The following is a 13,415-nucleotide window of genomic DNA, read 5'->3' as shown; positions in this document are numbered from 1 at the left end:
GCTGCTCGCCGTGATTGATCAGGTCCTTCCAAGCACCACTTGATTCTCGCAATCCGCTATCCGGTCAGGCCGTGTCGCGGAAGGTTTCGTAACCCGCTATTTCTCGAGTCACTCGTAGAAAAGGTGAGCGCAAAATGAGTTTGATGGAACAATTCCAAGCGAACTCGTACCTCTTCGGCGGCAATGCCCCCTACGTCGAAGAACTGTACGAATCGTATCTTGATAATCCGGCGTCCGTGCCGGACAACTGGCGTCAGTATTTCGACGCACTGCAAAACGTCCCCGCTGTTGATGGTTCCAACGCCAACGACGTGGCTCACGCCCCGATCGTGGAGTCGTTCGCCCAGCGCGCCAAGGCCAATGCCTTCGTGCCGCGCGCCGGCGCCTCTGACCTGGCCATGGCCCGCAAGCAGGTGCACGTGCAGTCGCTCGTCGCCGCTTACCGCTTCCTCGGCGCCCGCTGGGCCAATCTGGACCCGCTCAAGCGTCAGGAACGCCCGGCGATTCCCGAACTGGAGCCCGCCTTCTACGACCTGACCGAAGCCGACATGGACGGCGTGTATTCGGCAGAGAACACGTATTTCGGTTTTGAACAGGCCAGCCTGCGCGATCTGCTCAAGTCGCTGCGCGACACGTACTGCGGCTCGATCGGCGCCGAGTACATGTACATCAGCGATCCGGTGCAAAAGCGCTGGTGGCAGGAGCGTCTGGAGAAGGTGCGTGCCACGCCCAACTTCAGCGCAGAGAAGAAGAAACACATCCTCGAACGCCTGACGGCCGCGGAAGGCCTCGAGCGTTATCTGCACACCAAGTTCGTCGGCCAGAAGCGCTTCTCGCTCGAAGGCGGCGAATCGTTCATCGTGGCGATGGACGAGCTCGTCCACCACGCCGGTGCGAAGGGCGTGCAGGAAATCGTGATCGGCATGGCCCACCGCGGTCGCCTGAACGTGCTGGTCAACACCCTCGGCAAGATGCCGTCGGACCTGTTTGCCGAATTCGAAGGCAAGCACGTGGACGATCTGCCGGCCGGTGACGTGAAGTACCACAAGGGCTTCTCGAGCGACGTCTCGACGAGCGGTGGCCCGGTCCACCTGTCGCTGGCGTTCAACCCGTCGCACCTCGAAATCGTGAACCCGGTGGTCGAAGGCTCGGCCAAGGCCCGTATGGACCGCCGCGGCGAAGCTGATGCGGCCAGCGTGCTGCCGGTGCAAGTTCACGGCGACGCCGCCTTCGCGGGCCAGGGCGTCGTGATGGAAACGCTGAACCTCGCGCAAACGCGTGGTTACGGCACGCACGGCACGGTGCACATCGTCATCAACAACCAGATCGGCTTCACCACGTCGGATCCGCGTGACGCCCGTTCGACGACGTACTGCTCGGACGTGGTCAAGATGATCGAAGCGCCGGTGCTGCACGTGAACGGCGACGATCCCGAAGCGGTCGTGCTGGCCATGCAACTGGCCCTGGATTTCCGTCAGGAATTCAAGAAGGACGCCGTCGTGGACATCGTTTGCTATCGCAAGCTGGGCCACAACGAGCAGGATACGCCGGCGGTCACGCAGCCGTTGATGTACAAGAAGATCGCCCAGCATCCGGGCACGCGCGCGTTGTACGTCGAGAAGCTGGTCACGCAAGGCGTGATCACGGCGGAAGAGGGCGACGGTTTCGTCAAGGCCTATCGCCAGGCCATGGACGAAGGCCATCACACCATCGATCCCGTGCTCTCGAACTACAAGAGCAAGTACGCGGTCGACTGGGTGCCGTTCCTGAACAGGAAGTGGACCGACGCCGCCGATACGGCCGTGCCGCTGAACGAACTCAAGCGTCTGGCCGAGCGCATCACCACGATCCCGGCGAACTTCAAGGTCCACCCGCTCGTCGAGAAGGTCATCAACGACCGTCGCAAGATGGGCCTGGGCGAGCAGCCGCTCGACTGGGGCATGGGCGAGCACCTGGCTTTTGCCTCGCTGGTTTCGTCGGGCTTCGCTGTGCGTCTGACCGGCCAGGATTCGGGCCGCGGTACGTTCACGCACCGCCACGCCGTGCTGCACGACCAGAACCGTGAGCGTTGGAACGACGGCACGTACGTGCCGCTGCAACACGTGGCCGATGGCCAGGAAAGCTTCACGGTGATCGACTCGGTGCTGTCGGAAGAAGCCGTGCTGGGCTTCGAGTACGGTTACTCGACCGCCGAGCCGAACACGATGGTGCTGTGGGAAGGCCAGTTCGGTGACTTCGCCAACGGTGCACAGGTCGTGATCGACCAGTTCATCTCGAGCGGCGAAGTGAAGTGGGGCCGCGTCTCGGGCCTGACGATGTTGCTGCCGCATGGCTACGAAGGCCAGGGTCCGGAACACTCGTCGGCACGTATCGAGCGCTACCTGCAACTGTGCGCCGACACCAACATGCAAGTGGTCCAGCCGACCACGCCGGCCCAGATCTTCCACCTGCTGCGTCGTCAGATGATCCGCCAGCTGCGCAAGCCGCTGATCGTGTTCACGCCGAAGTCGCTGCTGCGCCACAAGGAAGCCGTGAGCGACCTGTCGGAACTCGCAGAGGGCGGCTTCCAGACGGTCATCGGTGAAACCGACAAGACGATCAACGCTGAGAAGGTCAAGCGCGTGATCGCCTGCTCGGGCCGCCTCTACTATGACCTGATCGCCCGCCGTCGCGAAGAGAAGCGGGACGACGTCGCGATCATTCGTGTGGAACAGCTCTACCCGTTCCCGCACAAGGCGTTCGAGAGCGAGCTGAAGAAGTACAAAAACCTCACCGACGTGGTGTGGGCCCAGGACGAGCCGCAAAACCAGGGTCCGTGGTTCTACATCGAACACCACCTGATCGAGAGCATGAGCGCCGGTCAGAAGCTGGCTTACGCGGGGCGCGCGGCTTCGGCCTCGCCTGCCGTGGGCTACTACGCCAAGCACTACGAACAACTCAAGCAGTTGCTCGATACGGCTTTCGGTCGCCTCAAGGGCGCGACCGTGGCGCAGTAAGCGGTTAGGTCCTGCAGCGGTCGTCCTCCCCCAGGGACGGCCGCTGCCGTATTTCCGAATTGAACGTTTATCGAATCCAGGATCCAGAAATGGCCATTGTAGAAGTCAAAGTCCCCCAGTTTTCCGAGTCGGTTTCCGAAGGTACGCTGCTCGATTGGAAGAAGAAAGTCGGTGAAGCCTTCGCTCAGGATGAAACCGTGATCGAAGTCGAGACCGACAAGGTCGTGCTCGAAGTGCCGGCCCCCGCCGCCGGCGTGCTCGTCGAAGTGAGCGCCTCGGCCGGCGACACCGTGACGTCCGAACAGATCATTGCCAAGATCGATACCGAAGCCAAGGCAGGCGCTGCCGCGCCGGTCGCCGCCAAGCCGGCCGAAGCCGCTGCGCCGGCTGCCGCTGTCGCCCCGGCCGCTGCCCCCGCAGCCGGTGGCGCCTCGGGTGGTATCGCCAGTCCGGCCGCTGCCAAGGTGCTCGCCGAGAAGAACCTGTCGGCCACCGACGTCGCCGGCTCGGGCCGCGACGGCCGCGTGACCAAGGGCGACGCCCTGGCCGCCGGTGCCAAGCCGGCCGCTGCCGCCTCGTCGATCCCGGCCCCGGCGCAACGCGCCGCGCTGCCGTCGGTTGCCGCTCCGGCGGGCCGCGACACGTCGCTCGAAGGCCGTCCGGAACAGCGCGTGCCGATGTCGCGCCTGCGCGCCCGTATCGCCGAGCGCCTGCTGCAATCGCAACAGACCAACGCCATTCTGACCACGTTCAACGAGGTCAACATGAAGCCGGTGATGGATCTGCGCAACAAGTACAAGGACAAGTTCGAGAAGGAACACGGCGTGAAGCTGGGTTTCATGTCGTTCTTCGTCAAGGCCGCCGTGCACGCGCTCAAGAAGTACCCGGCCGTGAACGCTTCGATCGACGGTAACGATATCGTCTACCACGGCTACTTCGACATCGGTATCGCTGTCGGCTCGCCGCGTGGTCTGGTGGTACCGATCCTGCGCAACGCCGACCAGATGAGCCTGGCCGACATCGAGAAGAAGATCGCCGAGTACGGCAAGAAGGCTGCCGACGGCAAGCTGTCGATCGAGGAAATGACCGGCGGTACGTTCTCGATCTCGAACGGCGGTGTGTTCGGCTCGATGCTGTCGACCCCGATCATCAACCCGCCGCAGTCGGCCATTCTCGGCGTGCACGCCACGAAGGACCGCCCGGTCGTGGAGAACGGCGAGATCGTCATCCGCCCGATGAACTATCTGGCCATGAGCTACGACCACCGCATCATCGACGGCCGCGAAGCCGTGCTGAGCCTCGTCGCCATGAAGGAAGCGCTGGAAGATCCGGCTCGCCTGCTGCTCGACCTGTAAGCGTTAGCGCGCACCGCGCGGCAGCGCCCGGCCATGCGCAACAGACGTTGCGCGGCCGGCGCGCCGCGCCTCCTCCTGCCGTCAACCTTCACTGAGTCTCAAAATGGCAAACAAAGAATTTGATGTAGTCGTTATCGGCGCCGGCCCCGGTGGTTATATCGCCGCCATCCGCGCCGCCCAACTTGGTTTCTCGGTCGCTTGCGTTGAGAAGTGGACCAACCCGGCCGGCAAGATGGTGCTTGGCGGTACGTGCCTGAACGTGGGTTGCATTCCGTCGAAGGCGCTGCTCGCGTCATCGGAGGAATTCGAAAAGGTCGGTCACCACCTGGCCGATCACGGTATCACCACGTCGGGCGTCAAGATCGACATCGCGCAGATGCTCAAGCGCAAGCAGGGCATCGTCGACAAGATGACCGGTGGTATCGAGTTCCTGTTCAAGAAGAACAAGATCACGTGGCTCAAGGGCCACGGCAAGATCGTTGCCAAGAACGACGGTGGTTACCAGATCGATGTGACGGGCGCCGAGAATGAGTCGGTCACCGCCAGGAACGTCATCATCGCCACGGGTTCGAAGGCGCGCCACCTGCCGGGCATGCCGGTCGACAACAAGCTCATCTCGGATAACGAAGGTGCGCTCTCGTTCGACACCGTGCCGAAGAAGCTGGGCGTGATCGGCGCCGGTGTGATCGGTCTGGAACTGGGTTCGGTGTGGCGCCGTCTGGGCGCTGAGGTCACCGTGCTCGAAGCCATGCCCGAATTCCTGGCCGCCGCCGATGCCGGCGTGGCCAAGGAAGCCGCCAAGCAGTTCAAGAAGCAGGGTCTGGACATCAACGTCGGCGTGAAGGTCGGCGAAGTGAAGACCGGCAAGAACAACGTGACGGTCAACTACACGGACAAGGACGGCAACGCCAAGACGCTGGAAGTCGACCGCCTGATCGTGTCGGTCGGCCGCGTGCCGAACACCGACGATCTGGGTCTGGGCAACATCGGTCTGGCGACCGACGAGCGCGGCTTCATTCCGGTGGACGAGCACTGCCGTACCAAGCTGCCGAACGTGTACGCGATCGGCGACGTGGTGCGTGGTCCGATGCTCGCGCACAAGGCCGAAGACGAAGGCGTGCTGGTGGCCGAAGTCATCGCCGGTCAGAAGCCGCACATCGACTACAACTGCATTCCGTGGGTGATCTACACCTCGCCGGAAATCGCCTGGGTCGGCAAGACCGAGCAGCAACTGAAGGCCGAAGGTCGTGAGTTCAAGCCGGGTCAGTTCCCGTTCGCGGCCAACGGCCGTGCGCTGGGCATGGGTTCGTCGGATGGTTTCGTGAAGGTGTTGGCCGACGCCAAGACCGACGAAATCCTCGGCGTGCACGTGATCGGCCTGAATGCTTCGGACCTGATCGCCGAAGCCGTGGTTGCAATGGAGTTCAAGGCGGCGTCGGAAGACATCGGCCGTATCTGCCATCCGCACCCGTCGCTGTCGGAAGTGATGCGTGAAGCCGCCCTCGACGTCGAGAAGCGCGCGCTGAACAAGTAAGCAGCGTCACGCTGATGTGTACGAACAAAGGCGAGGCGACTCGCCTTTGTTTTTTTGAATCCCTTAGCCTTTCGGCCCTCTGGCTATTTCAGGGCGCGCAGTCCGCATGAACGTTCGCGAATACTACCAACAGGAACTGGCCGCGCGCGGCTACAAGCCCGACGAGGCCCAGGAGCGGGCCGTCGATCGTCTGCAACAGTGCTACGACGAATGGGCCGCTTACAAGGCTCGGCGCTCGAACACCATCAAGAAGTGGCTCGTGCATCCCGATCTGCCCAAGGGCGTGTATCTCTGGGGTGGGGTGGGGCGCGGCAAGAGCTTCCTGATGGACAGCTTCTACTCGGTGGTGCCGCTCCAGCGCAAGACGCGTCTGCACTTTCACGAATTCATGCGCGAAGTGCATCACCAGTTGCAGGCGCTCAAGGGGTTGCCCGATCCGCTCGACGAACTGGCCAAGCGCATCGCCAAGCGCTATCGCCTGATCTGCTTCGACGAATTCCATGTGTCCGACGTGGCCGATGCGATGATCCTGCACCGCCTGCTCTCGGAGCTGTTCAAGAACGGCGTGCAGTTCGTCATGACGTCGAACTACCGTCCCGACACGCTATATCCGGACGGCCTGCATCGCGATCGCGTGCTGCCCGCCATCAAGCTGCTCGAAGAGAAGCTCGACGTGCTCAACGTCGACGCCGGTATCGACTATCGCCGCCGCACGCTCGCGCAGGTGCAGGTGTATCACTATCCGCTCGGCAACGAGGCGAACCGCGCCTTGCGCGCCGCTTTCACCGAGATTGCGGGAGTGCCCGATGAGAGTCCGCTGCTGCACATCGAGCAACGCGAACTGAAAGCGCTGCGTCGCGCGGGTGGCGTGGTCTGGTTCGACTTCCATACGCTGTGCGGCGGTCCCCGCTCGCAGAACGACTATCTCGAACTGGCCAACCGCTTTCACACCGTTGTGCTCTCCGATGTGCCGAAGATGATGCCGCGAATGGCGTCGGAAGCGCGTCGCTTCACGTGGCTCGTCGACGTCTTCTATGATCACAAGGTCAAGCTGCTGATGTCGGCGGAAGTGCCGCCCGAGGAGCTTTACATCGAGGGCACGCTGGCCAACGAATTCACGCGTACCGTGTCGCGTCTGGTGGAGATGCAGTCGTTGGAGTATCTGGAAGCACCGCGTCGCACGGTCGATACATCGTTGACTTGAGCGGATGCGATGCGCGGCGTGTTGGGGTGCCGCGCTCAGCGCTCCCGGTTGCCGCGATCGTGCTTGCGCTCGCCCGGTTGTCCTGACGGTCCGGCAGGCGGAGCGGGCGCGGGTGGCGGCTGACGTTGCTCGCGCAGATGGTTGTAGATGTCGCCGCGCAGGTCGCCTTGCGGCCGCACTTCCTGCGGCTGCGGCCGTGTCGGCCCGGAGCGTGTATTGCCGCGCGAATCGCGGGACTCGCGCGAGTCGGCATCGCCGCGTCCGCCCGGACGTTCGGCCACCTGGGCGAACCAGTCCCGAAGGAATCGACCGTCCCCCCCTGTCTGCGCCGCCGCGCCCAGGCAGGCGGCGCTCAGCGAGACGAAACACACGGCTCGGACAAGTCGGTCGTGACGCATCGTGCCACCTCCTTGTCGGTTGAAGGGCCGGGTGGGCCGGGACGACACCGGCGCGCAGCGGCAAATCGGGAGTAACCTCGCCGTGTGGGCAGGGTGCCGGAGCTTTGCCGCCATGTGCGGCTTACGCTTCGAGAGTAAAAGCCTGCCGTGCCTTGTGCTGTAAGGATTTGTAAAGCAATGTAAGTCGTCGGGGGCGCGCTGTCGCGAAACGCCTACCATGCGCAGTTTGACTGTCGGAGTCTGAACGATGCGTAAATTATGGATTGCCCTGACTGGGCTGGTCGTCGTGCTGGGGTTGCTGTTCGGCACACCGTATTACACCTTGTGGCGTGCCCGCGAGGCGGCCAATGCGCGCGACGCGGACGCGCTCTCGTCGTACGTCGACTATCCTGCGGTGCGCGACAGCCTGAAGCTGAGCCTGCACGACGAACTCTCTCGCCAGATGGACAAGCAGCGCGGCAACGCCCTGGGGGCGCTGGCGCTCGCCTTGGGCGGCTGGGTGTCCGATCGCGTGGTCGAAGCGCTGCTCACGCCGGAGGCCGTCGCGGCGATGCTGCGCGGCGACAGCACCGGCCTGCCGCCCGCACCGGGTGCGCCCGAGCCGCGTGACGTCGTGCCGCAACCGCAGCAGGCCCCGTCGGCCCCATCGTCATCTGCGTCCACCACGCCACCGGCCGGCGGCGACGCCGCGGCGCCCAGCGAAGCCTCGCCGCGCACGATCACGCGCACCGAGTTTCAGGACTTCAACCATTTCCTCGTGCATGTGTCGCGCAGCGATCGGCCCGAGCGCGTCGTCACATTCACGCTGACGCGCCGCAATCTCGTTCAATGGCGACTGACGGCGATCGCCTTGCCGCCGCTCTGATCGCTCCCTGATCGCTAATCTCCAACGAAGGTCACCGTGAAATCGATGTTCAATGCCGTGTCATGGCGACGCTTTTGCGTCGCTGCCATGTTGTGCGCCGCGGCCTGTGGGGCCGCGGCGGCCGACATGATGTCGCCCGTCGGCGTGTGGCGCATCGTCGACGAAACGGGCGATCCGAAAGCGCTCATCGCCATCACGGAGAAAGACGGCGAGTACGTCGGCGCACTGGTCAAGAGTCTGGGGCGTGCCGATGGGCTGGAGCGTCGCTGCAACGAGTGCACCGACTGGCGCAAAGGCATGAAGCTGCAGGGTCTGCAGATCATTCGTGGACTGCACAAGGACGGCGACGAGTACACCGGCGGCAAGATTCTCGACCCGGACAGTGGTAGCGAATACGGCGTCAAGTTGAGGGTCGTCGACGGTGGCCGAAAGCTCGAAGTTCGAGGTTATTTCGGCATTTCGTTGTTGGGTCGCACGCAGGTCTGGATACGCGAGCGATGATGTCGTCCGCGCTCGCGTGGAGAAGCCCTAGAGGACTTCCTCTGCACGTTGTGACGCCTTTGGCGTAATCTTCAAAGCGACTCGCGCGGACGGCGGCGCAGGCGCGGCCGGTACGTGAGTCCTACGACAAATCAATTCCGTATCCGGGAGGATGACAATCATGAAGGCGATTTCGAATTCGACGTCGTGGCGACGTCTGAGCGCGCAAGCGCTCGTCGCGGTAGCGTTGTTGGGGGCGGGGGCCAAGGCGGCTTTTGCTGCCGACGAGTCCTCGCCGGTCGGCGTGTGGAAGACGATCGACGACAAGACCGGCAAACCGAAAGCGCTCGTGACGATCACCGAGAAGAACGGCGAGTACGTCGGTACGATCACCAAGGGCCTTGGCGAGAGCGACGATCCGGCACGGATCTGCACGGCATGCAAGGACGAGCGCAAGGATCAGAAGATGCTGGGCATGCAGATCATTCGCGGCATCAAGAAAGACGGCGAGCAGTATGACGGCGGCAAGATTCTCGATCCGGAGAACGGCACCGAGTACAACTGCAAGATGACGCTTACCGATGGCGGCAAGAAGCTCGACGTGCGCGGCTACATCGGCATCTCGCTGATCGGCCGCACGCAGACGTGGATTCGCGAGCAATGATCGCGTAATAGCCAGGCCATCGTCAGGTCATCATCAGGCAATCGTCGAGGGCCGCAGCGCGGCGCCTCGGCGCTATACACGAAGACCCGGGAGATGTCGTGCCCGGGTCTTCTGCTTTCCCGCATGCCCGCCCCGAGTGGATTGCCGGGAGCGCCTGTCGAGCCGGTAGCGCCCGAGAGATCACCGAGCAGCCTTGTGACGCAACATTTTCGACATGACGCTTCTCCTCGACGGAACGCGCGCAGTGCCGGCTCAGGGTTGGGTCGGCGAATGCCGGCTGTTCGACACCAGACCCGCGATGTCCTGATCGGCTTCGAAGCGCAGGCGGAACGTTTCGCTCTTGAGCGTGCGAATGCTCTGTACCAGGAAGTCGTGAATGGCAGCGAGTTCGCTGTGATCGTAGGCGGCGCTCACCGCCGTCAACTCGCGCGAAACCGACGACAGAAACTGTTCGATCTGCGCGCAGCGTTCCTCGATGGGATGAACCATCACCATGCGACGATCGTGAGGGTTCTTCTCGCGCTCGACGAATCCTGCGCGCTCCAGACGATCGATGACGGTGGTGATGCCGCCCGAACTCACGCCCATGAGTTCGGCGAGTTGTCCGGCGGTGATCGATTCGAGTTCGAGAATCAGATCGAGCGCGTTCAGGTCGGTCACGTTCAGGCCGAGTTGTTCGGCGAGCGCGGCATGATAGAGCGCGGTGTACACGGCGAGCCGGCGTCCGAGCGAGCGGACGATGCCGGAGACGAGATCGTTGCGGTTCGTGTGTCGGTCGCTCATGGTGCCGTGTGTTGCGTTGAGCGGGGAGGCGCCGGACGTTGCCCCGGAATCGGCACTCGCATCGGTGCCGAACGTGGTGTGTGTGTGGCGAGTGACGAAACCGTCGCCGGTCTCGCGCATCGCGACAGGTTCGGAGGTTGGCGGGGCGGATTCGCCATGACCGCGCATCAGAACGCTGGTGTCGGAAATGAAGCGGGCCATGGCATCTCCTTGTCGATGAAGCGCGTGAGGTGCGCGGGGCGGGGACGGACCGGCAAGCCTCGCGACGAGGGTGAAATTACTTCCCGACGTTGGCAACGCTGCCGAGCAGGTTGGTCGCCGGCGTGAGCAGATTGGTCACTCCGCCCGTGGCGCCGGAACTGCCACCCGCGGCGTTCGTGACGCCGGAGAGCAGATTCGTCACCGGCGCGAGCGGGCTGCTGCCGCCCGACGAACCGCCGGTCGCGCCCGAGAGAAGACCCGTGACAGGGGAGAGCGGATTGCCGCCGCTCGATCCGCCGACACCGCCCAGACCGCCCAGCAAACCGGTCACCGGACCGAGCGGGTTGGCGCTGCTGCCGCCGCCGGCCGTCGTCGTGCCGAGGTTGCCGAGCAGTGAGCCGAACGGGTTGGCCGAGCCCGTCGAGGTGGAGCCGTTGAGCAGCGAGCCCAGACCGGAGACCGTGTTGCCCGTGGAGATGTCCGTGTTGCCCAGTGCGGTCACGACACCGTTCGACGAAGTGCCCTTGATCGTGCCGCCGGTTGTGCCGATGGCGTTGCCAAGCGTCGTCAGCAGGTTTTGCACGGGGCCGCCCAGACCCGTGGTGTTGCCGATGGTGCGCGTGGTGTCGGACACGACGTTGGTGACCGGATTGATCGCTGAGGACAGCGTCGAGGTGACCTGCGTGACCGGGCCGCCCGAGAAGGCTTGCTTCAGGATCGCGCCACCGGCGATGCCGCCCTGGCCGACCGTGCCCACGACGTTGCCCAGCGCGCCGGTCAGCGTGTCGACGGGCGTGCCGGCGAGTGGGCCGCTCTTGCCGACGCCAGCCACGCCGCTGCCGAGCGACACGCCTGCCTGGCCCAGATCCGTCACGACGTTGCCTGTGCTCGCGAGCGTCGTACCGACCGTATCGCCCGATGTGCCGGTCTGGCCGAGGCCGGCGCTCACGCCATTGCCGAGATCGGTGACGGCCTTGCCGGTATTCGACAGTGCACCGCCGAAGCCTTGCGAGGCTTGTGGCGACACGAGCGGCAGTTGCGTGCTCGAGACCTGATCGCCGAGGGCGCTGATCACGTTGCCGGCGGAACTGACGACCCCGCCGGCGCCACTTGCCGTCGTGCCGACGGCATTCGGGGTGCCGGTGGTGCCGGCCGAGCTTGCGCCGCTGCCGCCACCACCGCTGGAGCAGCCGGTGAGGGCGACGAGGCCGATGGCGGCCGAGGCCAGAAGGGTGCGTTGAAGTCCGTTCGACATGATGTTCCTCTCCCTTGATCGTTCTGAATGTTTGCCGGCGGAAGACCACCGGGATGACGCTGTGACTTCCATTTGAGAAACCGGAGCCGCTTGCTGCGATGCCGTTGCGTGCATGCGGCACGCGCCACGATTACTTCTTCGTGCCGCCGAGCAAGCCGCCCAGCAGCCCCGTCACCGGTGCGAGCGGGCCGCTGCCGCCGGTGGCGCCACCCGTGGCGCCGCCGACGGCGCCCGTCACCGAGCTGAGCAGGGTGGTCACCGGGGCGAGCACGCCGCCGGCGGCCGAACCGCCCGAGCTTCCCGAGCCGCCCGAAGCTGCGCCTGGGCCACCCGTCAGGCCGGAAACGAGGTTCGTGACCGGCGCGAGCGGGTTGGCGCCCGACGTGCCGCCCGTGGCGCCGCCCAGTCCGCCCGTCAGACCGGAGACGAGGTTCGTGACCGGTGCGAGCGGGTTGGCGCTCGACGAGCCGCCCGTGGCGCCACCCAGTGCGCCCGTCAGACCGGAAACGAGATTCGTGACCGGCGCGAGCGGATTGCTGCCCGCGCTGCCGCCCGCAGCGCCTCCCGGCGCTGCCGTGAGGCCGGCAACGAGATTCGTGACGGGGGCCAGCAGGTTGGAACCGGCGCCGCCCGCTCCCCCCAAGCTACCGAGGCCACCGAGAACCGACGTGATCGGTGCCAGCGGGTTGGTGCTCGTCGGCGTGCCGTGAGCCACGCCGCCGAGGCTGGCCACCGTGTTGCCGACGCCCGCCACGACACCGCCGATGTCGGTGGCGATCGGGTTGTTGAGTTGACCGCCGATCTTCGTGCCCACGCCGGCGAGGCCGCCGCCGACCTGTGCGAGCAGGTTGGTGACCGGCGTGCCCAGGCCAGTGGTGTTGCCTATCGTCTGCGTGGTGTTGGTCACGACGCTCGTGATCGGCGTGATGGCCGACGAGAGGCCCGTCGTCAACTGTTGCACCGGAGTGCTCGTGATGGTCTGCGTGAGACCGCCGCCGAGGGCTTCGCCTGCCTTGCCGACCGAGGCGACCACGCCGCCGAGCAGCGTCGTCACACCGTTGACGGGCGTGTTGGCAAGCGGTCCAGTCTGGCCGAGGCCGGCGACAGCGCTGCCCAGTTGCGTGCCGGCGGTGCCGAGGTTCGAGACTGCGCCGCCCACGCTGGCGAGCGTCGGGTTGAGCGGATCGTTGATCGACCCGAGCTTGCCCAGGCCGTTCGTCAGCCCGTTGCCGAGCGTTTGCACGGCGTTGCCGGTGGAGACGACGGCGCCTGACAGGCCGCTTTGCGTTTGCGGGCTCACGAGCGGCAGTTGCGTGCCGGCGAGCGTGGTGCCCAGATCGCTGACGGACTTGCCGACCTGCGTGACGACGCCGGTGCCGGCCGCGCCCGCCACCGTGCCGATCGGGTTGGTCGCCGCACCGGTACCGCCGTTCCCGTTCCCGTTGCCATTACCGTTACCTCCATTACCGCTTCCGTCGCCACCGGCGCCGGGGCCGTCGTTGACGGTGCCTGCCCCTGTGCCGCCGCCACCGCCCGTGCCGGCAGTCGTGCCGCTGCCGCCGCTATCGCCAAGCGTGCCGCTGGTGCCGCCCGAGCCGGAACTCGCACAGCCGGTCATCGTGATGACGGCGAGGAGGCAGGCGGAAGCGAGAAGGTTGCGTTGGATGTTCTTCATGGTGG

Annotated in this window: 11 protein-coding genes; 7 read left to right on the top strand and 4 right to left on the bottom strand. The window is 65.0% G+C overall.

Annotation, left to right across the window (positions count from 1 at the left end; genetic code table 11):
- Window positions 1-134 precede the first annotated feature (134 nt).
- The 4 genes from RO07_RS14800 (at window position 135) to zapE (ending at window position 7,089) form a co-directional block, all read left to right on the top strand.
- Window positions 135-2,996 (top strand): 2-oxoglutarate dehydrogenase E1 component, encoded by a 2,862-nt coding sequence (locus RO07_RS14800; RefSeq protein WP_115089111.1) that lies wholly within the window; start codon window positions 135-137, stop codon window positions 2,994-2,996.
- 89 nt (window positions 2,997-3,085) lie between these two features.
- On the top strand, window positions 3,086-4,351 hold the full coding sequence (odhB, locus tag RO07_RS14795; protein WP_039411785.1) for a 2-oxoglutarate dehydrogenase complex dihydrolipoyllysine-residue succinyltransferase: 1,266 nt from the start codon (window positions 3,086-3,088) through the stop codon (window positions 4,349-4,351).
- A gap of 103 nt (window positions 4,352-4,454) precedes the next feature.
- On the top strand, window positions 4,455-5,885 hold the full coding sequence (gene lpdA / locus RO07_RS14790; RefSeq protein WP_039411781.1) for a dihydrolipoyl dehydrogenase: 1,431 nt from the start codon (window positions 4,455-4,457) through the stop codon (window positions 5,883-5,885).
- Between the two features lie 106 nt (window positions 5,886-5,991).
- Window positions 5,992-7,089: a cell division protein ZapE gene (gene zapE / locus RO07_RS14785; protein WP_039411778.1), complete on the top strand. Its 1,098-nt coding sequence runs from the start codon at window positions 5,992-5,994 to the stop codon at window positions 7,087-7,089.
- A gap of 35 nt (window positions 7,090-7,124) precedes the next feature.
- Here zapE and RO07_RS14780 read toward each other — a convergent pair whose 3' ends face one another.
- Window positions 7,125-7,487, bottom strand: coding sequence for a hypothetical protein (locus RO07_RS14780; protein WP_039411776.1), 363 nt, complete (start codon window positions 7,485-7,487; stop codon window positions 7,125-7,127).
- 247 nt (window positions 7,488-7,734) lie between these two features.
- On the opposite strand from RO07_RS14780, the gene RO07_RS14775 reads away from it, so the two are divergent.
- The 3 genes from RO07_RS14775 to RO07_RS14765 all read left to right on the top strand — a co-directional run bounded on the left by RO07_RS14775 (window position 7,735) and on the right by RO07_RS14765 (window position 9,496).
- Window positions 7,735-8,352 carry a DUF2939 domain-containing protein gene (locus RO07_RS14775; protein WP_052267341.1) on the top strand — a complete coding sequence of 206 codons (618 nt, stop codon included), beginning with the start codon at window positions 7,735-7,737 and terminating at the stop codon, window positions 8,350-8,352.
- Window positions 8,353-8,478: 126 nt separating this feature from the next.
- On the top strand, window positions 8,479-8,853 hold the full coding sequence (locus tag RO07_RS14770) for a DUF2147 domain-containing protein (RefSeq protein WP_418303686.1): 375 nt from the start codon (window positions 8,479-8,481) through the stop codon (window positions 8,851-8,853).
- Window positions 8,854-9,013: 160 nt separating this feature from the next.
- Entirely contained in the window at window positions 9,014-9,496 is a 483-nt protein-coding gene (locus RO07_RS14765; RefSeq protein WP_052267339.1) for a DUF2147 domain-containing protein, read from the top strand.
- Window positions 9,497-9,748: 252 nt separating this feature from the next.
- Here the strand turns inward: RO07_RS14765 and RO07_RS14760 are convergent, their stop codons facing one another.
- The 3 genes from RO07_RS14760 to RO07_RS14750 all read right to left on the bottom strand — a co-directional run bounded on the left by RO07_RS14760 (window position 9,749) and on the right by RO07_RS14750 (window position 13,410).
- Window positions 9,749-10,480 (bottom strand): MarR family winged helix-turn-helix transcriptional regulator, encoded by a 732-nt coding sequence (locus RO07_RS14760; RefSeq protein WP_052267338.1) that lies wholly within the window; start codon window positions 10,478-10,480, stop codon window positions 9,749-9,751.
- A 76-nt stretch (window positions 10,481-10,556) separates the two neighbouring features.
- The gene (locus RO07_RS14755) at window positions 10,557-11,735 is read right to left on the bottom strand and encodes a collagen-like triple helix repeat-containing protein (RefSeq protein WP_039411771.1); all 1,179 of its coding nucleotides are present in this window, start codon (window positions 11,733-11,735) and stop codon (window positions 10,557-10,559) included.
- 130 nt (window positions 11,736-11,865) lie between these two features.
- Complete coding sequence (locus RO07_RS14750) at window positions 11,866-13,410, bottom strand: collagen-like triple helix repeat-containing protein (RefSeq protein ID WP_039411768.1); 1,545 nt, start codon at window positions 13,408-13,410, stop codon at window positions 11,866-11,868.
- Window positions 13,411-13,415 lie beyond the last annotated feature (5 nt).

It is taken from the genome of Pandoraea pulmonicola (assembly GCF_000815105.2).
In the GTDB taxonomy this organism is placed as follows: domain Bacteria; phylum Pseudomonadota; class Gammaproteobacteria; order Burkholderiales; family Burkholderiaceae; genus Pandoraea; species Pandoraea pulmonicola.
This window is presented reverse-complemented; position numbering and strand designations above follow the sequence as displayed.